At 64.9% G+C, this 20,956-nt stretch carries 17 protein-coding genes; 8 read left to right on the top strand and 9 right to left on the bottom strand.

All coding sequences use genetic code 11. The features are described from left to right. Nucleotides 1-35 precede the first annotated feature (35 nt). Nucleotides 36-1,349, top strand: a complete 1,314-nt coding sequence (locus BJ6T_RS04030) for an SMI1/KNR4 family protein (protein ID WP_014491002.1) — start codon at nt 36-38, stop codon at nt 1,347-1,349. Nucleotides 1,350-1,355: 6 nt separating this feature from the next. Here BJ6T_RS04030 and BJ6T_RS04025 read toward each other — a convergent pair whose 3' ends face one another. After that, on the bottom strand, nt 1,356-2,471 hold the full coding sequence (locus BJ6T_RS04025) for an FUSC family protein (protein WP_028169726.1): 1,116 nt from the start codon (nt 2,469-2,471) through the stop codon (nt 1,356-1,358). Between the two features lie 119 nt (nt 2,472-2,590). Between BJ6T_RS04025 and BJ6T_RS04020 the strand changes: the two genes are divergently transcribed. Next, nucleotides 2,591-3,958 (top strand): MmgE/PrpD family protein, encoded by a 1,368-nt coding sequence (locus BJ6T_RS04020; RefSeq protein ID WP_014491000.1) that lies wholly within the window; start codon nt 2,591-2,593, stop codon nt 3,956-3,958. A 180-nt stretch (nt 3,959-4,138) separates the two neighbouring features. On the opposite strand, the gene BJ6T_RS04015 is transcribed toward BJ6T_RS04020, so the two are convergent. The 3 genes from BJ6T_RS04015 to BJ6T_RS04005 form a co-directional block, all read right to left on the bottom strand. Beyond that, nucleotides 4,139-5,566, bottom strand: coding sequence for a serine hydrolase domain-containing protein (locus BJ6T_RS04015; RefSeq protein ID WP_014490999.1), 1,428 nt, complete (start codon nt 5,564-5,566; stop codon nt 4,139-4,141). Nucleotides 5,567-5,710: 144 nt separating this feature from the next. Next, nucleotides 5,711-6,775 carry a helix-turn-helix domain-containing protein gene (locus BJ6T_RS04010; protein ID WP_014490998.1) on the bottom strand — a complete coding sequence of 355 codons (1,065 nt, stop codon included), beginning with the start codon at nt 6,773-6,775 and terminating at the stop codon, nt 5,711-5,713. 62 nt (nt 6,776-6,837) lie between these two features. Then, the gene (locus BJ6T_RS04005; RefSeq protein ID WP_014490997.1) at nt 6,838-7,410 is read right to left on the bottom strand and encodes a GNAT family N-acetyltransferase; all 573 of its coding nucleotides are present in this window, start codon (nt 7,408-7,410) and stop codon (nt 6,838-6,840) included. 64 nt (nt 7,411-7,474) lie between these two features. Between BJ6T_RS04005 and BJ6T_RS04000 the strand changes: the two genes are divergently transcribed. Together BJ6T_RS04000 and BJ6T_RS03995 are read left to right on the top strand one after the other, a co-directional pair. After that, nucleotides 7,475-8,392, top strand: coding sequence for a pirin family protein (locus BJ6T_RS04000; protein WP_014490996.1), 918 nt, complete (start codon nt 7,475-7,477; stop codon nt 8,390-8,392). A gap of 78 nt (nt 8,393-8,470) precedes the next feature. After that, a complete protein-coding gene (locus BJ6T_RS03995; protein ID WP_014490995.1) occupies nt 8,471-9,385 on the top strand; it encodes a phosphoribosylaminoimidazolesuccinocarboxamide synthase in 915 nt (304 codons plus the stop codon). Nucleotides 9,386-9,726: 341 nt separating this feature from the next. Here the strand turns inward: BJ6T_RS03995 and BJ6T_RS03990 are convergent, their stop codons facing one another. Continuing rightward, complete coding sequence (locus tag BJ6T_RS03990) at nt 9,727-10,605, bottom strand: MBL fold metallo-hydrolase (protein WP_014490994.1); 879 nt, start codon at nt 10,603-10,605, stop codon at nt 9,727-9,729. Nucleotides 10,606-10,634: 29 nt separating this feature from the next. Beyond that, complete coding sequence (locus BJ6T_RS03985; RefSeq protein WP_014490993.1) at nt 10,635-11,624, bottom strand: zinc-dependent alcohol dehydrogenase family protein; 990 nt, start codon at nt 11,622-11,624, stop codon at nt 10,635-10,637. A 141-nt stretch (nt 11,625-11,765) separates the two neighbouring features. Between BJ6T_RS03985 and BJ6T_RS03980 the strand changes: the two genes are divergently transcribed. Beyond that, nucleotides 11,766-12,683 carry a LysR family transcriptional regulator gene (locus tag BJ6T_RS03980; protein WP_014490992.1) on the top strand — a complete coding sequence of 306 codons (918 nt, stop codon included), beginning with the start codon at nt 11,766-11,768 and terminating at the stop codon, nt 12,681-12,683. Nucleotides 12,684-12,809: 126 nt separating this feature from the next. Here the strand turns inward: BJ6T_RS03980 and BJ6T_RS03975 are convergent, their stop codons facing one another. Beyond that, nucleotides 12,810-14,303 carry an NAD-dependent succinate-semialdehyde dehydrogenase gene (locus tag BJ6T_RS03975; RefSeq protein WP_014490991.1) on the bottom strand — a complete coding sequence of 498 codons (1,494 nt, stop codon included), beginning with the start codon at nt 14,301-14,303 and terminating at the stop codon, nt 12,810-12,812. Nucleotides 14,304-14,415: 112 nt separating this feature from the next. Further along, the gene (locus BJ6T_RS03970; protein ID WP_014490990.1) at nt 14,416-14,736 is read right to left on the bottom strand and encodes a hypothetical protein; all 321 of its coding nucleotides are present in this window, start codon (nt 14,734-14,736) and stop codon (nt 14,416-14,418) included. Between the two features lie 345 nt (nt 14,737-15,081). On the opposite strand from BJ6T_RS03970, the gene BJ6T_RS03965 reads away from it, so the two are divergent. Further along, nucleotides 15,082-16,275, top strand: coding sequence for a serine hydrolase domain-containing protein (locus BJ6T_RS03965; RefSeq protein WP_014490989.1), 1,194 nt, complete (start codon nt 15,082-15,084; stop codon nt 16,273-16,275). Between the two features lie 99 nt (nt 16,276-16,374). Then, nucleotides 16,375-18,069 carry an AMP-binding protein gene (locus tag BJ6T_RS03960; protein WP_014490988.1) on the top strand — a complete coding sequence of 565 codons (1,695 nt, stop codon included), beginning with the start codon at nt 16,375-16,377 and terminating at the stop codon, nt 18,067-18,069. Between the two features lie 208 nt (nt 18,070-18,277). Here BJ6T_RS03960 and BJ6T_RS03955 read toward each other — a convergent pair whose 3' ends face one another. Then, a complete protein-coding gene (locus tag BJ6T_RS03955) occupies nt 18,278-19,279 on the bottom strand; it encodes an adenosine kinase (protein WP_014490987.1) in 1,002 nt (333 codons plus the stop codon). 125 nt (nt 19,280-19,404) lie between these two features. Here BJ6T_RS03955 and murJ point away from each other — a divergent pair, with 125 nt between their 5' ends. Beyond that, a complete protein-coding gene (gene murJ, locus BJ6T_RS03950) occupies nt 19,405-20,955 on the top strand; it encodes a murein biosynthesis integral membrane protein MurJ (protein ID WP_014490986.1) in 1,551 nt (516 codons plus the stop codon). Nucleotide 20,956: the final 1 nt, after the last annotated feature.

The raw sequence follows: 20,956 nt of genomic DNA, 5'->3' as shown, positions 1-20,956 counted from the left end.
GGCGCCCCGATGCCGGCGGCGCGTTCGGAGGTCGCATGTATCTGGCAAAGTTCTTCCACCGCGCACCCGGCGATGACGATCGCGAATTGATGCTGGTCCCGGGCAGCGATCCCATGGTGATCGGCGTTCATATGAACTGGAAGGGTGATCCCGACGCGAACGAATTTCTGCGCAAGGAATTTCCTGACATCGCCGGCGCCGCCGCAGCCTTCCGCCGCCATGTCGCCAAGCTTGTCGCGGCCGGCTATGTCGAGACGGATCATACCAACTACACGCTGCGCGACCTCGGGCCCAGTCCGCAAGCCAAGCCGGACTGGCAGAAGGGGCTCGATGAGCTGATGATCCTGGCGCTCAGCGCGCCGATGGCCGAGCAGGCCGCGCAGCTCGACGCGCTCACGGGCACGCCGGCCGAACACGAGCCGCTTTATCTCTGGCACGCCGCCCGCCGCGGCAAGGCCGCCGGTGAAGATCTCGCACAGGCGGTGCGCTTTGCAGAACAGGCGCGCGATACGCTCGTTGCGCGGCGCGCTGCCGGGCAGCCGCATTATGCGTGGTCCATCTACGAGGGCGATCTCGAAGGGCGCATCCTGGAATTGTTGAGCGACGTCTATCTTCAGGCCGACAATCCCGAGGCATCACTGAAGACGATCGAGCATCTTTGCAAAGCCGCCCCGAACCACACGCGCATCCTCAAGCGCGCCGAGCTGCTCTGCGGCTATTTTCCCGAGCGGCGCGAAGAAGCCTTCGACGACGCCTATCAATGGTCGCGGTTCGGCGGCTATGAGGACATCATGGCGTTTCCCGGCTATGCCGAATATGAAGCACGGCGCAAGGCGGCAACATCAAGCAAAGGCTGGCGCTGGAAACCCGGTACGCCGGCGAGCGAAGCGGACGTGAGCAAAGCGGAGCAGGCGCTCGGCGTCCGGCTCCCCGATGACTACCGCAAGTTCCTGCTGACGCGCGGCGAGACCGAATTGCTGGTGCGGCTGCCCGAATCATCGTCCGAGCTTCGCTTCTATGCGCCTGATGAACTCGCCACGCAGCTTCGCAATGTCCTGGACTTCATTGCCCATTCCGAGGACGAGCTCGAAGAGGCCTGCGCCTATTTTCGAAAAGAATACGGCGTCTCGCTGAAACATCTGGTGCCGGTTGCCGAGCCGTCGCAGCTCAGCCGTTGCCTGCTGCTCCATGTCGAGCCCGGCGACCGCTATGGCCGGTGCTTTCAGTGGGACCATGACGGCGCGTGGGAGCTGGAGCAGCCGCAGCCGAGTCTTGACGTTGCGCTGAAGGCGCTGACCGATGGCATCGAGCGGCGCGACGCAACGCAACTCGCGTTCTTCGATCTGTAGCTAGATTTATTCCGCCACGCGCGCGGACTTGTCGGTCGAGGCTTCCGACCATTCGCCGACGACGCGATCGAGATCGCAGAGGTTCTGGTGCATCTGCTCCAGCGAGAAGCCGATGGCGAAGAAGCGCTCGGCGGTGTCGCCGGGCTGGCCGCGAATCAGGCCGTCATGACGGACGGCGGCAACGGCCTCGGCATAATGCTGGAGCGCGACGTGGACGGGATGGATCGCTGGCGCGCCGGCGCCCTCGCGCAAGGCAGCGGCGGCGGAGCGAAGGAACCGCGCGATCACGGTCGAGACTTCCGTCAGCGGGGCTGCAAGCCGCATCTGCACCTCGGCCGGCAGCGGCACCACCGTGGCACGGCCGATCATCACGACGTCATGGCGCAAGCGCAGCACAGTGCGCAGCAGCGGGCCGGTGTCGGGTCCGCTCGACAGTCGCGCGGAGCGCTCACGCTCGGCTTCGGCGCCGATGGCATTCATACCGACCATTGCCGTGCCGATGCCGTCCTGGATCCGGTGCAGCGCGTCGTTGTCGCGGCCGCGCGTGAGCCCCGCGAGCAGTTCGGTGAAGGCATCCGCGATCAGCTCGAGCAATGTGGCCGCGCTGGCGCGGATCTGCCGCACCGCGCGCGACGGCAGCACCAGGAATGAGACCAGCAGGCCAGTGATGGCGCCGACCCCGACCTCGCTGACGCGGTCGATCGCCGACGCCAAGGGATCGGAATGATGCATGGTCGGAACCAGCAGCACAATGATGGCGGTCACCGTGGCGGCGTTGAGGCTAGGATTGATCGCCGCCACGAAGGCGAGCGGCGCGACCGCAAGCACCAGCAGCCCCAACAGGCCCGCCTCGGTGGAATAAGGGATCAGGATCGCGATGGCGCCGCCATAGAGGGCACCGCCGATGGTGCCGAGCACGTAGTCGCGCGTCGCCTTCAGCGAGCGGCCGACGCTCATTTGCGTCACGATCAGCGAGGTCAGGACGGCCCAGAGCGGCAAGAGCAGATGCAGCGCGGTGGCGATCGCATAGGCCGCCACCGCGGCCACCGTGACCCGGATCGCCAATCCGAGTTGCGTCCGCCGCGACCGAATCCGGTCGAACAGCCGTTTTGCAAATGCCATCGTCAGAAGTCCCGATCCTTTTGAAGCCAGGCAAAAGCATGGCTGATGCCCGCGGCCCCAAGGCCGCTTGAAAGGCCAAATCAGCCCGCCTAACTTGCGCGCCAAAACGAGGAAACACGATGGCTCACGAAACCGCAACGCTCGCCGCCTATGTCGTCAATCTGAAATACCAGGATATTCCGGCGGAGGTGCTGGATCGCGCCAAGGTGCTGACGCTGGACTTCCTCGGCAGCGCCATCCGGGCCCGCAGCGAGGCGGAATCCACCCCCTCGATCCTGAAGATGCTGGAAGCGCTCGCGCTCGACACCAAGGGCGAGTCCACCGTGTTCGGCGACAGCAAGACCTGGACGCCCGCGGTCGCCGCCCTCCTCAACGGCGCGCTCGGCCATTCCCTCGACTTCGACGACACCCACGCGGATTCCTCGCTGCATCCGAGCGCGCCGGTGGTTCCGGCCGCCTTCGCCGTCGGCGAAATGGTCGGCGCGTCGGGCCGCGACGTGCTGACCGCGATCGTCGCGGGCTATGAGGTCTGCTGCCGGCTCGGCAACGCGCTCGACCCGACCTCGCATTATGCGCGCGGCTTCCATCCGACCGCGACGGCCGGCACCTATGGCGCGGCCGCCGCCGCCGGCAAATTGTTCGGCCTGTCCGAGCAGCAGATCATCGCCGCCTTCGGCGTCTCCGGCAGCCAGGCCGCGGGCTCGCTGCAGTTCCTGGTCAACGGCGCCTGGAACAAGCGCTACCAGGTCGGCGCCGCCGCGATGAATGGCGTGATCGCCGCGACGCTGGCGCGCAACGATTTCGTCGGCGCGACCGAATCGGTCGAGGGCAAGCACGGCCTGCTCGCCGGCTACACCGACGATGCGCATCCCGACAAGGCCGTGGCCGAACTCGGCAAGACCTACGAGACGATGAAGATCGGCGTCAAACCGTATCCGAGCTGCCGCTACACCCATGCGGCGATCGACGCGCTGATCGCGATGCGGCGCGAGCACAATCTGACGCCGGATCAGGTCAAGCGCGTCGAGATCGGTTTGCATCGGAACGGCATCACGCTGACCGGCGATGCCGCGACCAAGCGGCATCCGACCTCGATCGTCGGCGGCCAGTTCTCGATGTTCTTCACCGGCGCGCTCGCGCTCGACCAGGGCTCGTTCGGCTGGGACGACTACAACCGCCTTGGGGACGCCGCCATCGACGCGCTCGCCGAAAAGTTCGACGTGGTGCAGGACGACCGCCTCGAAGTCGGCCGCACCCATCCCTTTGGCGCGCGCGTCAGCATCACCACGGACGATGGCGTGCATGAGCGGCTCTATGCTGATCCCTCGGGCGAGCCGAATTCTTTCCCCGATGCGCAGGCGATGCAGCAGAAGTTTCTGACGCTGGCGCGCCCGGTGCTGAACGCGCGCGCGGAGAAGTTTGCGGACGCGATCATGACGCTGGAGCGGTTCGACCGCGTGGCAAAGGCCACGGAGCTGGGGAGGTAGGAGTCGCTTACCCTCCCCTGGAGGGGGAGGGTCGGCACGCGATCGAGCGAAGCGAGATTGCGTGACGGGGTGGGGTGATCTCTCCACTCGGGCACTGTTCGTCGCGGAGAGACCATCACCCCACCCCGCTCGGGCTGCGCGCGATCGACCCTCCCCCTCCAGGGGAGGGTAAGAAAGAACTCAATCCACCCCCGCCATTGTCCCCTTCTCGCGCGTTACCGCCACCACATCCCGCACCAGATCGAACACGCCGTCCGCTTCCGGCGGCCAGTTCGGCGAGCGGCCCAGCCGCACGATCACAAGCCGCTCCGACGGGATAACGATCGTGTACTGCCCGATCGTGCCCTTGGCGAAGAAGGCATCGCGCGGCCAGCCGTGCTCCACGCGGAAATTCGCGCCAAAGCTGTCGCCCCGGTTGGTCCAGAAGCCGGCGCCGATGCCGACCCAGGCATTCGGCGTGGCTGACGCCGCGTAATTCACCCAGCCCTCGGGGAGGATACGCTTGCCGCCGGCGACGCCGTCATTGAGATAGAGCTGACCGAAACGCGCCCAGTCGCGCGCGGAGGCCAGCATCTCGCTCGATCCCTCGATCGTGCCGGCGCCGTCGAGCTGGAGCGTGACGTGGCGCATGCCGAGCGGCGCAAACAACTCACGGCGCGCGAAGCGCAGTGCGTCGGCAGGATTGCCGCCGGCGGCGTTGCGGATCAGGTGCGCGAGCATGATGGTGTTGCCGTCGTGATAATTCCACACCGTGCCCGGCGCGATCGCAAGCGGAATGCTCGCGGCATAGGCGGCCATGTCGTCCTCGATGAATTTCATGCGATTGACCGGTTCGAAGGCGGAGCCGAGCGAAGCCTGCAGCGAGCTGCCGAGCGCGAGGCCCGCGGTGTGGCGCAGCAGCTGGTCGACGGTGATGGCGTGGCGGGGATCGTCCGGATTTGTCCACGCGGCGACCGGCGCAGGGCCGTCGAGCTTGAGCTTGCCCTGGCGCACGAGAATGCCTGTTAGCGCCGAGATCACCGACTTCGTCATGGAGAAGCCGAGCAGCGGCGTCTCCGGCCCGACACCATCCGCATAACGCTCGGCGATGACGCGGCCCGACTTCATGACGACGATGGCGCGGGTGCGGCGATAAGGCGGTTGCGCGGGTTCGGTGAAGGCGCGATCGAGTGCGGCCGATAGCCCCTCGCTTTGCGGCGGCACGATCGAAGGTCCCGCGATCTCGGGGAGCAATGCGGGTTGCTTGTCCTCCGCCGGCGGCGCGACGTCGGCGATATCAGCGCCGTGCTCGAGCGTACAGCCCAGCCCCTCGCGATAGACGGCATGGCTGCGGCCGAGGCTGAACAGCGTCACGGTGACGTCCTTGCGCGCCCGGTCGACCCGGTAGTCCATCGCCCAGGTGATCAGGCTAGTCCCGGGCATCGCGTCGGTGGTCTCGGTGAAGGTGCGCTGCGGATCGAGGCCGGAGACAAATGTCTCGGCGCAGAGGATGTCGGCGAGGAAGCCGGTGGCGACCTGCGGCGCGTTGCGCGCGCGAGCCGCGCCGAATGCGAGGCCGATACAGGCGACGGCGGTGGTGAGGAGGATGATCTTGCGGCGGCGGGTCACGGGCTTTCTCCGGCTTCGGGGAACGTGCCGGGAGGAAGCCGGAGCGGTCGGAGGAGTGCTCGCCGGATTTGGAAAATGGACTGGCTGAAACTGAACCGGGCTGGTCGATTCTGGAATTTCGGCGTGATTAGAAAGGCTTAGAATTTACGCCGCGCTCACCTTCAGCCGCCGGTATTCCGTCGGCGTCACGCCCGTCACCGCCTTGAAGGCCCGGTTGAAGGGACCGAGCGACTGGAAGCCGGCGTCCATCGCGATGGTGATGACGGGGACCTCGGCCTGCGCGGGATCGGCGAGCGCGGCCTTGGCTTCCTCGATCCGGTGGTTGTTCAGGAACACATTGAAATTGCGGTAGCCGAGCCGCTGGTTGATCAGCCGGCGCAGCCTGTATTCGGGAATTTTCAGCCGGCCCGCCAGCACGCCGATGGTGATGTTGTCCTGGCGATAGATCCGCTCGTCCGCCATAAGCCGCATCAGGGCATCGATCAGCTTCTGGTCGGCGGCTTCATCGGTGGCTGCGGGATGGCTCAGAATGACCGCTGGCGTGATTCCCGCGTTCGCCGGAAACAGGTCGGCACCATCGACGCGCATCATCGCGTAGGCGATGGCCGCGACGACGCAGGCCAGCACGCCTGCATTGATGGTGTTGGCGGCATCGCCGACGTCGCTGCCGGCGACGGCAATCTGGAGCAGCGCGTTCAGTCCGCCATAGAGCGCAGCGGCGCAGACGATGAAGACGCGGGCGCGCCGCCGGCGCTCGACCAGGTCGGCCGGCCACGAGGTGATCGTCTGCCCCACCGCGAGCGCGATGAAGCCGAGCACGATCAGATTCACAACGGTGACCGAGAACCGCACGTGGCCGCCCGGCGCGATCCAGACGCACCCGGCGAAGCTGAAGGCCGTCACCAGTCCCCAGACCAACCCGTGCCACCAGCGCAGGCGAAAATCGTCGTCGAACAGCGCGCGCGTGAACAGCCAGAACACCACGATATTTCCGGTCGACAGTGCGATCAGCGGCGCATGCCAGGCCGGCACCAGCGACGTCACTCCGACCGAATAGCTCACCGCATGCGCGGCCGAGCCGAGCGCGAAGGCTGCGCCGAGGCGAGCCGCCAGCACGTTGCGGAAGTCCGAGAACAACGATGCCGCCAACACCAACAGCGGCGCCACGGCGCCGGCGCGAAAGGCAAGTTCGAGATGGGCAAGCAGCATCCGGTCGACCCGATCGCGCACGCGCGCGCGTGACGCGAACCTAGTTCAGATCAAAGACCGATTCAATTTCGCCGGGTCCACGCGGCGCGCGACGTGATCCAGGCGTCGGCCGGCTTGCCGAACAGATCGATCTCGCGCTCCTTCCGGGCTCCCAGGCTGCGCGCCACGCCCTGCGACGGCGTATTCGTGCTCTCGATACAGTGCATGATCTCGTCGATCTCAAAACTGTCGAACACCCAGTCGATCGACGCGCTGGCCGCTTCCACCGCATAACCTTTGCCGCGGAATTCCCTGGCGATGCCCCAACCGACCTCGAAGCCGGGCCAGCCCGGCGGACACCACGGACCAACCCGCCCGATGTAGCTGCCGCTCGATTTCTCCTCGACCGCAAACATGCCGAAGCCGTGGAGCGCCCAGTGCCCGGAGATCACAGCCGCGTTACGCCAGCCGGCAATCTCGGTCGTGACCGGCTTGCCGTCGGCGGCGATGAAGCGGGCGGTGCCGGGATCGGACAGCATCGCGGCGTTCGGTGCAATATCACTCGCGCACCATGGGCGCAGGATCAAATGTTCCGTCTCGATTCTGGGGCCTGAGACCTCGAGCAGCCTGGCGCCTGGCTTGAGCGGTGGGATCATCGGTCTCCTCCCGTTCCCGACATTGTTCTGTTACGATCATACCAGCAAGAAACAGGAGACCAAGATGAGCTGGCAACCCTCGAACGATCCCGTGCTCGGCGATCCCATGTCCTGCGACGCACTCGATCTCGTCATCGTGCCGCGCACCCGCGACCTCGGCGACGGATTCGTGGTGCGGCGCGCGCTGCCGCATGGCAAGCGGCAGATGGTCGGGCCCTTCATCTTCTTCGATCATTTCGGCCCGGTGCAGTTCGTCTCCGGCAAGGGCATGGACGTGCGGCCGCATCCGCATATCGGGCTTGCCACCGTCACCTATCTGTTCGACGGCTCGATCATGCATCGCGACAGCGAGGGCAACGTCCAGGAGATCGCGCCCGGCGCGATGAATCTGATGACCGCCGGGCGCGGCATCGCCCATTCCGAGCGCACCCCGGACGCGCAACGCGCCTCGGGCCAGCAGATGCTCGGCCTGCAAAGCTGGATTGCGCTTCCGGCCGGATCCGAAGAGATCGCGCCGTCGTTCCAGCATTACGGCGCCGGCGATCTGCCGATGATCTCCGAGCGCGATTTTACCGCGCGGGTGATCGCGGGCTCCGCCTTCGGCATCACCTCGCCGGTGACGATGGTCTCGCCCTGGTTCTACACCGAGGTCACGGCGGTCGCAGGCGCCAGCGTGCCGCTCGACCCCGACCACGAGGAGCGCGCGATCTATGTCGTCGACGGCGAGGTCGAGATCGCGAACGAGCGTTATGAGGGGCCGCGGCTGCTGATCTTCCGGCCCGGCGACCACGTCACCGTGAAGGCGCTGAAGGCAACGCGCATGATGTTTCTCGGTGGCGATGCATTGGAAGGCCCGCGCCACATCTGGTGGAATTTCGTCTCCTCCAGCAAGGAGCGGATCGAGCAGGCCAAGGAGGACTGGAAAACCGGCCGCTTCGCCGCAGTTCCGCAGGAACATGAGTTCATTCCGCTGCCGGAATAGGCTATCCCGATTTAGGCCGTACCATCCAGTGCGGCCTGAATCTCCTGTCCGAAGAACTTGTCCGCGAAGGCCCTGCCGATGACCGCCATGCTCTCCAGCGACCTGCCCCTGCCCAAGATCGGACGCGGCAAGGTGCGCGATATCTACGCCGTCGACGACGACCGCCTGCTGCTCGTCACCACCGACCGCATCAGCGCCTTCGACGTCGTGATGGGCGAGACCATCCCGATGAAGGGCGCGGTGCTGACCCAGATCAGCGCATTCTGGTTCAACGAGCTCGAAGGCGTGGTGCCGCATCACATGATCAGCGCCGACGCCGACGAGATCATTGCCGCCGTTCCGGCCTTGAAGCCGCATCGCGCCGAGATCCTCGGCCGTGCCATGCTGTCGCGCCGCACCACCGTCTTCCCGATCGAATGCGTGATCCGCGGCTATCTCTCGGGATCGGCCTGGAAGGAATATGCCGCCAGCGGCACGCTGGCCGGCGAGAAGCTGAAGGCGGGCCTCGTCGAGAGCGAGAAGCTCGCGCCGTCGATCTTCAGCCCGGCGACCAAGGCCGAGACCGGCCATGACGAGAACATCACCATCGCGAAGATGCGCGAGGTCGTCGGCGACGAGGTCGCCTACACGCTCGAGAGCATGACGCGCGCGGTCTATACGCTCGGCGAAGAGCTCGCCCGCGAACAGGGCATCATCATCGCCGACACCAAGTTCGAGTTCGGCCGCGACAAGGACGGCCGCATCATCCTGATCGACGAAGTCATGACGCCGGATAGCTCGCGCTTCTGGGCGGTCGATGCCTACAAGCCCGGCCAGCCGCAGGCGAGCTTCGACAAGCAGCCTTTGCGCGATTATCTCGACGTCGAGCGCCACGCCGGCCGCTGGAATGGCGACGCGCCGCCGCCCCCGCTGCCCGCCAGCGTCGTGGATGCAACCAGCAAGCGCTATCTCGAAGCTTACAGGCGCGTGACGGGGAAAGAGCTGAAGATCTAGGCCCAGCTGTTTGCTCTCGCTCCGTCATTGCGAGCGAAGCGAAGCAATCCAGAGTCCCTCTGCGGTAACGGTCTGGATTGCTTCGTCGCTTCGCTCCTCGCAATGAAGGGATTGGAAAGCTGTCCGCTACACCCTCAACTGTCATCGCCCGGCTTGACCGGGCGATCCAGTATTCCAGAGACGGCGATGGGATACGGAGAGGCTGCGGCGTACTGGATTCCCCGCTTTCGCGGGGAATGACAGCGGTGGCGTTTGCGAACCGGACGATCGCGGTGCTGAGGCGGTAAGGCTCAACGGCTGACCAAATCGGTTGGGCAGGTGGCGAGCCAAGCCGTCTCCCCTCAGATGAGCTCCGCAGACCAGGGCTCATGACGAATCTCGAACGACTGTCCTTGCTTCGAAAGCCTCGCGAACCCGGGGAAATTCAGGTGCATGCCAGCGACGAGTTCTCCGGTCGCGGACACTCTTTCCAGCATTTTCCTTCGAGTTCCTGCGGCCGCCTGCGGATCCGCGTCGAACGCAATCGTCACTTCGGGCCGGGACACCTGGATATCCGGATAATGAACGATGTCACCCCAGATGAGCAGGGACGCACCGCCGCCATCGATCCGATAGCCGCTATGCCCCGGGGTGTGGCCGGGTAGATGTTCGATCTCTATGCCGGGCGCGACTTGCCCTGCGCTGACCGTCCGGCGCCGGGCGCCATAGGCCTCGAATACAGCACGGGCCGCGTGAAAGAACGGCTTGACCGGATCCGGGGCCTGATTGAGGTTCGCGTCATCCGTCCAGAAGGCGAACTCGGCGTCGTGCATCACGATCTCGGCGTTCGGAAACTGAGGCGCCGACGGCAAGGCCCCGACGAGACCTCCGATGTGATCCGGATGGGCATGGGTCAGGAGGATCTGGTCGATTGCGAGCGGGTTCACATTGGCAGCGGCCAGCGACGCGTGCAGTCGACCACCCCAACCGTTGATGCCGCCGCCACCGCCATCCACCAGTATGGTCCGGCCTTGTCCCTCGATCAGATAGGCGCTGACGGTCATCGCAGATGACGACGGACGTCCCGCCGCCACCGTCATGCTCATCGCCTCGTCAGGTCCTATTCCGGACAGGAGGTCGAACGGCACAGCGACGATGCCGTCGACGACAGCGGTGACGACATAGTCGCCGATTTTACGTCGATTCAGGCCGGGAGCCTGCCAGGCGTTCGAATTCGTCATTCCCATCACCCCTAACTGCGTCGCGAACTTCAGACAGTGACTACGATCTTTCCGATCTGCTCATTCGACTCCAGGAAGCGCGTCGCTTCCTGGATCTGTTCGAACTTGAAGCTCCGGGAGATCAGCGGCTTCAGCTTCCCGGATGAAAGGCCTTCCGAGATGAACGCCTTCGCACGCGCCAACGCTGCGTCGTCATGCACGACTTCGTTGTACAAATATCCCTTGATCGTCAGGCTCTTCCCAAGCACAGCGAATTGGGGGAACGCGCCAATGTCCGCGCTCAAGGCGCCGTACTCGAGCAAAATTCCCCGATGAGACATCACATGCGTCAACTGCTCGATGGCGGGGCCGCCGATCGGATCGAATATGACGCGCGCTCCCTTGCCGTTCGTAATCTCCATCACCCTCGAGACGAGATCCTCTTCGGCGGTTGCGACGACGTGATGGGCACCTGCATCCAACAGCGCCTTGCTCTTCGCGCTGGTCCGCGTCGTCGCGATGACCGTCGCCCCCACCGCACGCGCGATCTGAAACGCCGCAGTCCCGACGCTGCTGGATGCCGCCGTTACGACCAAATAGTTGTCCGCCTTCAACTTCGCCTGCTCGATCAGCGCGCCCCACGCGGTGACATATTTCATCCATGACGCAGCGGCTTGCTCGAAGGTGAGGTTTTGGGGATGCACCACCAGGTGGCGGGCCGGAATATTGATGACCTCGCCGTACGTGCCCCATCGCGCCATGTCTTCGGTCGGAATGACACTCACCGACTGGCCCGGACGGAAATCGCGCACCGACGCGCCGACAGTTTTGACGACGCCAGCCGCTTCGTAGCCCAATCGGCTGGGCAATCGTGCCTGTTGGACATAGGCGTTGCGGCGAAACATCACTTCGGCTCGATTGAGCCCGATCGCCCGCACATCGATCTGGACTTCGTCAGCATCGGGAGCCGCGACATCGACGTCCTCGATCTTGAGAACGTCGGCATCACCATACTCGTGAAAGCGAACGATGCGCACCATCTACTACCGCTCCGGATTATTCGGCGGCTTCGGAAATAGCTTCCCCCTTTGTTCGTCAGAAGTGGTGAAATTCGAACTTGATTGTTATGCCATCGAGTAACAATTAAGGACGGGCTCGATTGCCCCGGACGGAGAAGACGCGTGGATTTCCTGCAGCAATTGAGGGTCTTCGTGGCCGTGGCGGAGAACAGGAGTTTCACCCGGGCGGCCGAGGCCCTTCGCGCGACCCGACCGACGGTTACGAACGCCGTGAACGAACTGGAAGAGTCGATCGGTGCAAGGCTGCTACATCGAACGACGCGCCAGACCTCCCTGACGAGTGAAGGGCGGTTGTTCTATGATCGCTCGGTCGCAATATTGAACGAGGTCGGCCAGGCACGTAACCTGTTTGGCGGCGTGGGCGACGCGCCGAAAGGACGCCTGCGGGTCGACATCCCGGTCGCGATTGCGAAGCCGCTGATCATTCCCAATCTTCCGGACTTCCAGGCGAAATACCCGGACATCGATCTCATTCTTGGCGTCAGCGATCAGCCGGTCGATCTGATCGCGGAGGGTGTCGATTGTGTTCTGAGGATAGGCGACCTGCCGGTCAGCAGCCTCGTCGGGCGCGTTCTCGCCAAGATGGCCATGTTGATCTGCGCATCACCGGTTTACCTCGACAGGTTCGGCGTTCCGGAAACTGTCGAGGACCTGCGTGGCCATCTCGCGGTCAACTATTTCTCAGGCAGGGGCCATATCGCCATACCTTGGCGCCTGCCGCGGGGAACTGACGAGCGCGAACTTCGCCTTGAAACCGGTGTCCTCGTGAACGACACGGAGGCCTTCGTTGCGTGCGCGCTCGCCGGCATGGGGCTCATCCAGGTGCCCGGTTGCGTCGTCAAAGACTACTTGAACAGCGGAGAGCTCGTGCGGGTCCTCCCGAAGTTGCGCCCCGTCCATCGCCCGCTGTCGATCATGTTTCCGGCACGCGAGCATCTGGCGCCTCAAGTGCGGGTATTCATAGATTGGGCGAAGAGTATCGTCGCCGATGTGGACAGTCCCTGGCTCAGCCCACCTTGAACTGCGTTACTGATGCCGCTCGTCATGCCCGGGCTTGACCCGGGCATCCACGTTCTTTGTCCAGCGGCGTGAGTCGTGGATGGCCGGGTCAAGCCCGGCCATGACGGTGTGGAGACAGCTAGGCCCTTACACCCCCGCCATCATCACGTATTTGATCTCGACATATTCTTCCATGCCGTGACGCGAGCCTTCGCGGCCCAAACCGCTTTCCTTGACGCCGCCGAAGGGCGCGACTTCGGTCGTGATCAGGCCGGTGTTGACGCCGACCATGCCTGATTCCAGCGCTTCGGCGACGCGCCAGACGCGGCCGAGATCGCGGGAGTAGAAGTACGAAGCCAGGCCAAACGGCGAGGCGTTGCACATCGCGATCACATCGGCCTCGTCCTTGAAGCGGATCACCGGCGCGAGCGGACCAAAGGTTTCTTCCTGCGCCACCAGCGAGTCCGGCTTGACGTCGGCGAGCACGGTCGGCTCGAAGAACGAACGTCCGAGCTCGCTGCGCTTGCCGCCGGTGACGACCTTGGCGCCGCGCTTGACGGCGTCCGCGATGTGGCGCTCGACCTTGTCGACCGCTTTCAAATTGATCAGCGGGCCCTGCGTGACGCCGCTCTCCGTGCCATCGCCGATCTTCATCGCCGCGACCTTCTTCGAGAGCTTCTGCACGAACTCGTCGTAGATCTTGTCCTGGGCGTAGATGCGGTTGGCGCAGACGCAGGTCTGACCCATGTTGCGGTATTTCGAGACGATCGCGCCTTCGACCGCCGCATCGATATCGGCATCGTCGAACACCACGAACGGCGCATTGCCGCCGAGCTCGAGGCCGAGCCGCTTCACGCCGACGGAGGCCTGCTGGTAGAGGATCTTGCCGACCGCGGTCGAGCCGGTGAAGCCGACGAAGCGCACCGCCGGATGCTCGCACAGCACCTTGCCGATCGGCGGCGCGTCACCGGTGATGATGTTGAGCACGCCCTTGGGCACGCCGGCCTTCTCGGCGAGCACGGCCAGCGCCAGCGCCGAGAGCGGCGTCTCGTTGGCGGGCTTCAGCACCACGGTGCAGCCGGCCGCCAGCGCCGGCGAAACCTTGCGGGTGATCATCGAGTTCGGGAAATTCCACGGCGTGATGGCGCCGCAGACGCCGATCGGCTGCTTGATCGCGAGCAGGCGCGCATCGGGCCGCTGCGTCGGGATGGTCTCGCCATAGACGCGACGGGCTTCCTCGGCGAAGAACTCGATATAGGCGGCCCCGATATCGACCTCGCCGAGCGCCTCGGAGAGCGGCTTGCCCTGCTCGGAGGTCAGGATCAGCGCGAGATCCTCGCGGTTGGCGATGATCAGCTCGAACCATTTGCGCAGGATGTTGGAGCGCTGCTTGGCGGTGTGCTTGGCCCAGGCCGGAAAGGCGCGCTCGGCGGCTTCGACCGCCTTGGTTGTATCGTCTGCACCGAGCTGCGGAACCTTCGCGAGCTCGATGCCGGTCGCGGGATTGTTCACCGCGAAGACCGGCGAGCCGACCCAGGCGCCGTCGATGTAGCAGGCCTCCTTCAGCAACGACGGATCCTTCAACCGGTCGCGCAGATTGGACGTGGCTTGCGGGGCGCGTGCGGCGGCAGTCGGGGTCATGGCGTTACTCCTCGGGGCGCGATCGGATCGGCCCCGAATATAGGGACAGACGGCACGCAATGCACCGTCCCGCAACGCACATCTGCTGGGAGTTAAAGTGGCAGCGGCGCGGTTATGCCGCGCCACTCATATAGGTCTCGCGCCGGCCGATCATGCGCTCGGCGGCTGCCTTGGCGTCGGCCTTCGAGGACGTCGCGCACGTCCGGTATTCGAGATCGGGAACGTCGGAGGTGTCGCGGCGGCCGAACCAGGATTTCGAGCCGACCGGCAGCAGCGCCAGCGCCTGCGCCAGATTGTCGACGGCGCCGAACGAATAGAGCGCGCCGGTGCCGGCGATCCGGACCTCATAGATGCCGGGCGAAATCGGCGCCTCGAGATTGTCGCCCCGTCCGGGACGGGGATAGCGCTTCCATTCACTCCAGGACGAAATCATCTGAGGTCCCCCGCGGTCATGAACGACCGCCAATATTTGCATCAAGTCTTAACGTTGGCCGTCGATTGGCCGCGTGCGGAAACGCCGCAACGCACAAAATGTTTCAAGTGCTTCAAACACGTGAAACATATCGCCAGAGCCCATCCACGGTCACGGTGAGTTGCGGCCATCCACCGCAGATTGTGACGGAGTGTTACAGTTCAGCCCTCTCTCGTCGGGCGCACGCCGCGGACCGTCAAGTCACGACATCGCGACCGGCGCGGGCATCTGGACGCGCTTGCCGCGCGGACCATGCAGGAGGACAATCATTCGCTTCCAACAATAATCAAACCGGAGGAAATGCGTATGCAAAGCAGAGCCCAGATCGACGAGATCCTGCGCCAGAAGAGCGACGCCAAGGAGATTCCCGGCGTCGTCGCGATCGCCGCCAGCGGCAACGACGTGATCTATCAAGGCGCGTTCGGCAAGCGCGACCTGTCCAAGCCCGATGCGATGACTGACGACAGCGTGTTCTGGATCGCCTCGATGACGAAGGCGGTGACTTCAGCGGGTGCGATGCAACTCGTCGAGCAGGGCAAGCTGTCGCTGGATGCGCCGATCGGTTCGGTGCTGCCCGACCTCGCCAAGCCGCAGGTGCTCGAAGGTTTTGATGCCAAGGGCGAACCGAAGCTGCGGCCGGCGAAGGGCGCGATCACGCTGCGCCAGCTCATGACCCACACCGCCGGCTTCGCCTACAACATGTGGAACGGCGATCTCGGGGTTTATCTGGAAAAGACCGGCACGCCCGCGATCACCACCTGCCAGAACGCGGCACTGAAGACGCCGATCATGACCGATCCCGGCACGCGCTGGGAATACGGCACCAATATCGATTTCGTCGGCAAGGCCGTCGAGGCCGTCAGCGGCAAGCGGCTCGATGCTTATCTGCGCGACAATCTGTTCGCCCCGCTCGGCATGAGCAACACCGGCTTCAAGATCACCGACGCCATGCGCAAGCGGCTGGTCGGCATGCATGCGCGCGGCGAGGACGGTCAGCTTGCCGCGATTCCGTTCGAGCTCGAGCAGAACCCCGAATTCCACATGGGTGGCGGCGGCCTCTATTCGACTGCGGCGGACTACATCAAGCTCACCCAGATGGTCTTGAACAAGGGCCGCGGCAACGGCAACCAGGTGCTGAAGGCCGAGACAATCGCCATGATGGGGCAGAACCAGATGGGCGATCTCAACATGACCAAGCTGGCGACGGCGGCGCCGATCTACACCAACGACGTCGACCTCTACCCGGAGCAGGCGAAGAAATGGGGCCTCAGTTTCATGATCAACACCGCCAGGACGGCGGAAGGCCGCAGCGCAGGCAGCCTCGCCTGGGCGGGCCTCGCCAACACCTATTACTGGATCGATCCGGCGCGCGACGTCACCGGCGTGATCCTGATGCAGCTGTTGCCGTTCGCGGATGGAAAGTGCCTGGAGGCTTTCGCGGGCTTCGAGCGTGGTGTCTATACCGGGCTCGATGCGGGCAGCGGGAAGAGGGCGGCCTGAGGGCGAGCCGAGTTCTCCCCACAATTCATGGCCGGGCTTGTCCCGGCCATGACGACCGAAAAAGATCGCACTGACTATCTTTGACGAGAGGATTGCGAATTGTCAGATCAAGCCGACAGCTATGTTTGCGGCATCTCGGACACGCCGTTGCTCGGCGAAACCATCGGTCGCAGCCTCGACCGCGCCGTGCGGCGCTGGGGTCATCGCGAGGCGCTGGTCTCGCCAAGCCACGGCGTGCGATGGACCTGGACGGAATTCGCCGAACGGGTCGACGCGCTCGCCGCCGGCTTTCTCGCGCTCGGCCTCGAGCGGGGACAGCGGGTCGGTATCTGGTCGCTGAACCGGCCGGAATGGACGCTGACCCAGTTCGCCGCCGCCAAGGCCGGCCTGATCCTGGTGACGATCAATCCCGCCTACCGCTTGAGCGAGCTGGAGTTCGCGCTGCGCAAGGTCGGCTGCAAGGCGATCGTCACGGCGACCGCGTTCAAGACCAGTCATTACATTGAGATGCTCAACACGCTGCTGCCGGAACTGGCCGGCGCCGAGCCCGGAAAACTAACCGCAGCGCGACTGCCGGACTTACGGATGGTGATCCAGATCGGTGGCCCCGCGGCACCAGGCACGATCCCGTTCGAAGAGGTCGCGCGCATGGGCGGAGCACAGCATCGCGAGCAGCTCATTGCACTCGGCGCTGCCTTGCAATTCGACGATCCCGTCAACATCCAGTTCACCAGCGGCACCACGGGATCGCCCAAGGGCGTGACGCTGACGCACCACAATATCCTCAACAACGGCTATTTCACCGGACGTGCGATGCACCTGACCGAGCAGGATCGCATCTGCATTCCGGTGCCGCTCTATCATTGCTTCGGCATGGTGATGGGCAACCTCGCCTCCGTCACGCTCGGCACGACGATGGTTTATCCCGGCGAGGGTTTCGATCCGCTCGCGACGCTGCGCGCGGTCGAGCAGGAAAAGTGCACGGCGCTATACGGCGTGCCGACGATGTTCATCGCGGAGCTCGATCACCCCGAATTCCCGAAGTTCGACCTGACATCGCTGCGCACCGGCATCATGGCGGGCGCGCCCTGCCCGATCGAGGTGATGAAGCGCGTCAACACCGAGATGAACATGCGCGAGGTCACCATCGCCTACGGCATGACCGAGACCAGTCCGGTCAGCTTCCAGAGCGCGACGGACGACCCGCTCGAACGGCGCGTCTCGACCGTCGGGCGGATTCATCCGCATGTCGAGGTCAAGGTCGTCGATCTCGAGGGCAGGATCGTCAAGCGCGGCGAACGCGGCGAGCTCTGCACCCGCGGCTACAGCATCATGCTGGGCTATTGGGAGGAGAAGGAAAAGACGGCGGACGTGCTTGATGCCAATGGCTGGATGCACACTGGCGATCTCGCCACCATCGACGACGAGGGCTATTGCAACATCGTCGGCCGCATCAAGGATCTGGTGATCCGCGGCGGCGAGAACCTCTATCCGCGCGAGATCGAGGAGTTTTTGTATCGCCACCCCAAGATTCAGGACGTGCAGATTTTTGGCGTGGCAGACACCCGCTATGGCGAGGAGCTCTGCGCCTGGATCCGCGTCAGGCCGGGCGAGACGCTGACGGCCGAAGAGGTTCGCGCGTTCTGCGACGGCCAGATCGCGCACAACAAGATCCCGCGCTATGTGGAGTTCGTCGACGAGTTTCCGATGACCGTGACCGGCAAGATCCAGAAATTCGTGATGCGCGATGCGGTGGAGCAGCGACTGGGATTGAAGGCGGCGAAGACGGCTTAGGCCGCGAGCCACAACGGTCATTCCCCGCGCAAGCGGGGAATCCAGTACGCCGCGACTTCTCGATTCAATCACAACCGCCTCTGGAATACTGGATCGCCCGGTCCCGGCTTCGCCAAGGGCTTCGCCGGGCACCTCGGTATTGGGCCGGCGAAGCGTCAGCGAAGACGGCAAGCCGGGCGATGACAGCGCGGTTGGGGCGCGACTTCCCTTAAACCGTCAACCCGCGCTGCTGCGCCAGCTCCTTCAGCGACACCTGCGGGCGCGCGCCGATGTGCTGGATCACTTCGGCGGCCGCGAGCGCGCCAAGCTCGCCGCACTGCTTGTGCGCAAGGTTACGCGCGAGGCCGTACAGGAAGCCGGCGGCGAAGAGATCACCGGCGCCGGTGGTGTCCACCAGCTTCGCGATCGGCGAGGCCGGCGCGGCGACAGCGTCGGCCGGCGTCACCACCACGCAGCCCTTCTCGCTGCGGGTAACCACGCCGAGACTGACGTCGTTGCGCAGCTGCTTCAGCGCGGTGTCGAAGTCCGAGGTCGTGTAGAGCGAGTGCAGCTCGGACTCGTTAGCGAACACGATATCGACGGTGCCGTTGCGCATCAGCCCGAGGAATTCGTCGCGATAGCGGTCGACGCAGAACGAATCCGACAGCGTCAGCGCCACCTTGCGCTTGGCATCATGCGCGATCTGGGCCGCCTTGACGAAGGCATCCTTGGCGTTCTTGGGGTCCCAGAGATAGCCTTCGAGATAGACGATGCCGGCAGAAGCGATCTCGGCCGGATCGATGTCGGCGGGCGACAAATCCTGCGCAGCGCCGAGATAGGTGTTCATGGTGCGCTCGCCGTCATCCGTGACCAGGATGTAGGAACAGCCGGTCGCAGGGCCATACTTCGCAGCGGGCGTGTTGAAAGCGACGCCGGCGGCGCGGATGTCGTGGACATAGAGCTTGCCGATCTGGTCGTCCTTGACCTTGCCGACATAGGCCGCGCGTGCGCCGAGGCTGCCGATGCCGACGATGGTATTGGCGGCAGATCCCCCCGAGACTTCGGTCGCCGGGCCCATGTCCTCGTAGATGGCGGCGGCCCGCGCCTCGTCGATCAGGGACATGCTGCCCTTGGTCATGCCGTGCTTGGCCAGAAAAGCCTCGTCGGTCTTGACCAGCACGTCGAACAGCGCGTTACCGATGCCGAGAACGTCATATTTCACGTCAGCCATTCACCTTGATCCTGTTTGGCGGATTGCGATACCCGCGGAAATCCGCTTCCTGTCGGTCTGAAATCTGGCTCGCGGCCTATCACGACCGGCCCCGCCCGGGCAAGCAACGGTATTATGTCGGCGCAATGATCCGCTCCTTCCTGACGGTCTCGACGGGAACACTGGCCTCGCGGCTGCTCGGCTTTGCGCGCGATTCCATGATTGCCGCTCTGTTGGGCACCGGCGCGGTGGCGGATGCGTTTCTGGCGGCGTTCCAGCTCGTCAACGTGGTGCGGCGGCTGCTCAGCGAGGGGGCGCTGAACGCCGCGCTGATCCCGGCCTGGCTGCGCGTCCGTGATCGCGACGGCGAAGGGGCCGCCTCCGCCTTCGCCGGACGCGTGCTCGGCACGGTCAGCGCGGCGCTGATCGCGATCTCGATCGTGATCGCGCTTGTGATGCCACTGATCATCACGGTGATCGCGCCCGGATTTCTGGGTAGCGGCACGCTCGATCTCGCCGTCGCGAACGCGCGGCTGATGCTGCCCTATCTCGCCTTCGCCGGACCTGTCACCGTGCTGATGGGGCTGCTCAATGCGCAGGGGCGCTTTGCACTGACGGCATTCTCGCCGCTGCTGTTCAACATCGCGCTGATTGCGGCCATTGCAATGCTGCTCGTCTGGCATGCCGACGCCGGCTTCGCAGCATGGATGCTGGCGGCGACCGTCGGCGTGGCCGGACTGCTGCAATTGCTGATGCTGCTGTCGCTGCGAAGCGCGCGACTGGCGACGCCGCTGCGGATCAGCTTCGACCAGGAGATGCGCGGCTTTTTCGCCAAGGCAATCCCCGGCATGATCACAAGCTCGGGCCCGCAATGGCTGATGGTTGCGGGCGCGATCATCGCCTCCGCGACGCCCTCCGCTGTGTCCTGGCTCTATTTCGCCAACCGCCTGATCGAGCTGCCGCTCGGCATCGTCGGTGTCGCCATGGGCACAGTGCTGGTGCCGGAGCTGACGCGCGCGGTGCGTAGCGGCGACCGTAACGCCGTGGCGCATGCGGAATCGCGTGCGCTGGAGCTGGCGACCGGGCTGGCGCTGCCCGCGACGCTCGGCCTGATCGTGCTGGCCGAGCCGATCGTGCGGCTGTTGTTCGAGCATGGCGCGTTCGGCGCGGACGACAGCACGGCTACCGCGCATGCGCTGATGTGGCTGGCGCTGGGCCTGCCGGCGCATGTGCTGATCAAGGCGCTGTCGCCGGCTTATTATGCCCGCAGCGACACGATGACGCCGCTGCTGGCGACCGCCAAGGGCTTGGTGGTCGCCGTCGCCCTCGCTGTCGTGCTCGGACACGTCCTTGGCGCGAGCGGAATCGCTGCCAGCATCGCGGCCGGCGCCTGGAGCAGTGCGATCTCGCTGCTGCGGAAAGGCACCAGCGAGTTCGGCTTCTCGGTCGATGCCGCCGCCCGCAACCGGCTGCCGCGGATCATGCTCGCCGCGGCTGCCATGGGCGCCCTGCTCTGGCTCACGACCGGCCTGTCGCCCGCCGAGGCGCACGGGCTGATCCGCTTCATCGTCCTGGGCGTGCAGATCGCGGCCGGAATCGCCGTCTATGGCGTGCTCCTGCAGGTCCTCGGCGCGGCCTCATGGCGCGAGGCGGCTAACGTGCTGAAGCGCCCGGCCCGGACCGAGTCCGAGGCGTGAT

Source organism: Bradyrhizobium japonicum USDA 6 (genome assembly GCF_000284375.1).
GTDB lineage: Bacteria > Pseudomonadota > Alphaproteobacteria > Rhizobiales > Xanthobacteraceae > Bradyrhizobium > Bradyrhizobium japonicum.
This window is presented reverse-complemented; position numbering and strand designations above follow the sequence as displayed.

Bases quoted from the DNA above. Each gene is read 5' to 3' on its own strand.
- BJ6T_RS03995 (WP_014490995.1), top strand. From the start codon at position 8,471: ATGACCGCCATGCTCTCCAGCGACCTGCCCCTGCCCAAGATCGGACGC.
- BJ6T_RS03975 (WP_014490991.1), bottom strand. From the start codon at position 14,303: ATGACCCCGACTGCCGCCGCACGCGCCCCGCAAGCCACGTCCAATCTG.
- murJ (WP_014490986.1), top strand. From the start codon at position 19,405: ATGATCCGCTCCTTCCTGACGGTCTCGACGGGAACACTGGCCTCGCGG.
- BJ6T_RS03985 (WP_014490993.1), bottom strand. From the start codon at position 11,624: ATGGTGCGCATCGTTCGCTTTCACGAGTATGGTGATGCCGACGTTCTC.
- BJ6T_RS03970 (WP_014490990.1), bottom strand. From the start codon at position 14,736: ATGATTTCGTCCTGGAGTGAATGGAAGCGCTATCCCCGTCCCGGACGG.
- BJ6T_RS04020 (WP_014491000.1), top strand. From the start codon at position 2,591: ATGGCTCACGAAACCGCAACGCTCGCCGCCTATGTCGTCAATCTGAAA.
- BJ6T_RS04030 (WP_014491002.1), top strand. From the start codon at position 36: ATGTATCTGGCAAAGTTCTTCCACCGCGCACCCGGCGATGACGATCGC.
- BJ6T_RS04010 (WP_014490998.1), bottom strand. From the start codon at position 6,775: ATGCTGCTTGCCCATCTCGAACTTGCCTTTCGCGCCGGCGCCGTGGCG.
- BJ6T_RS04005 (WP_014490997.1), bottom strand. From the start codon at position 7,410: ATGATCCCACCGCTCAAGCCAGGCGCCAGGCTGCTCGAGGTCTCAGGC.
- BJ6T_RS03990 (WP_014490994.1), bottom strand. From the start codon at position 10,605: ATGACGAATTCGAACGCCTGGCAGGCTCCCGGCCTGAATCGACGTAAA.
- BJ6T_RS03955 (WP_014490987.1), bottom strand. From the start codon at position 19,279: ATGGCTGACGTGAAATATGACGTTCTCGGCATCGGTAACGCGCTGTTC.
- BJ6T_RS03965 (WP_014490989.1), top strand. From the start codon at position 15,082: ATGCAAAGCAGAGCCCAGATCGACGAGATCCTGCGCCAGAAGAGCGAC.
- BJ6T_RS04025 (WP_028169726.1), bottom strand. From the start codon at position 2,471: ATGGCATTTGCAAAACGGCTGTTCGACCGGATTCGGTCGCGGCGGACG.
- BJ6T_RS04000 (WP_014490996.1), top strand. From the start codon at position 7,475: ATGAGCTGGCAACCCTCGAACGATCCCGTGCTCGGCGATCCCATGTCC.